The 993-nt window shown below is 48.3% G+C and carries 1 protein-coding gene; it reads right to left on the reverse strand.

Annotation, left to right across the window (positions count from 1 at the left end; genetic code table 11):
• Positions 1 to 912, reverse strand: a 912-nt coding sequence (locus ACQ76X_RS35995) for a hypothetical protein (RefSeq protein WP_438498682.1), incomplete at its 3' end; no start/stop codon positions are given.
• Between the last annotated feature and the right edge of the window lie 81 nt (positions 913 to 993).

Genomic DNA, 993 nt, shown 5'->3' on the forward strand with positions numbered 1-993 from the left:
GGGAGGGATACCAATCGCCGCTGAAAATCCAGTTCCCTCACCATAATCCGTTTGCATTTTCACAAAAATGGCCCAATGCAGACCGCAGATCAAGCCTACAATTAAGGTCCGCACATACAAATTGGCAAACCCGAGCATTGTCTCAAACTTTCCTGTGTAGGCAGACTGGGTAATCCAGAGATTGACCAGGATGGCCATAAACATCAGAACCAACGTTTTTACCACCGCTACCACATACAAAGGCAGCACCACCAGTATCAAATAACCAAGCAGATTAAAAATCCCCCCACTCGTGGACACCGTCAGTTCTCCCAGTGTCTGCGCTGCGTAAGAGGCCTCCGTAATCCCAGCTGCACCGACAATCATAGCTTTTAGAATTTGTTGACCATCCAAACCCTCATACGTGATGCCACTCGTGCCGATTATGCCTTCGAACATCTTGCTGGCCATCCAGTTAATCCCCACATTGGCGATATTCAGGACCGTAAGCGAAAAGTAGGTAGCGACAAAGCAAAGAAGAAAGACCTTGAGCAAACTGCCCAGGTCTTTTTTGCCTCGAATAATTTTGAACGCCAACCACGAAATCCCGATAAATAGCGACACAAGGCCGATAATCATAAAGATAGACCAGCCCGACTGCACCAGATCGATTTCAGCAATCTGCGGAGTAAACAAGTAGCTCTTAGCAAAGGCATCATAGAGCGGTGACATGAGCTCGTCCACCAACAGAACAACTAAACCTTCAATGGCATCTTTGATCAGCTTTCCGGACATGAGGTCTTTGAACGATTGAATCATATCATCGACTTTATGAATCATGTCATCTACCCAATCGGGAATATACCAGCTCGTCTCCCGCTCTACAGGCGGGGAGGCTGTAGGTGTAGGCCCTGCGGAAGCAAGTGTCACCATGCTACCTCCAGATGAGGCGGTGACCTGACTGGATGCAGCCTGAACCTTTATACCTGGCGCACTGACACTCAACCCCACAAA

This window comes from Paenibacillus sp. IHBB 3054 (assembly GCF_051594305.1).
Taxonomy (GTDB): domain Bacteria; phylum Bacillota; class Bacilli; order Paenibacillales; family Paenibacillaceae; genus Paenibacillus_AQ.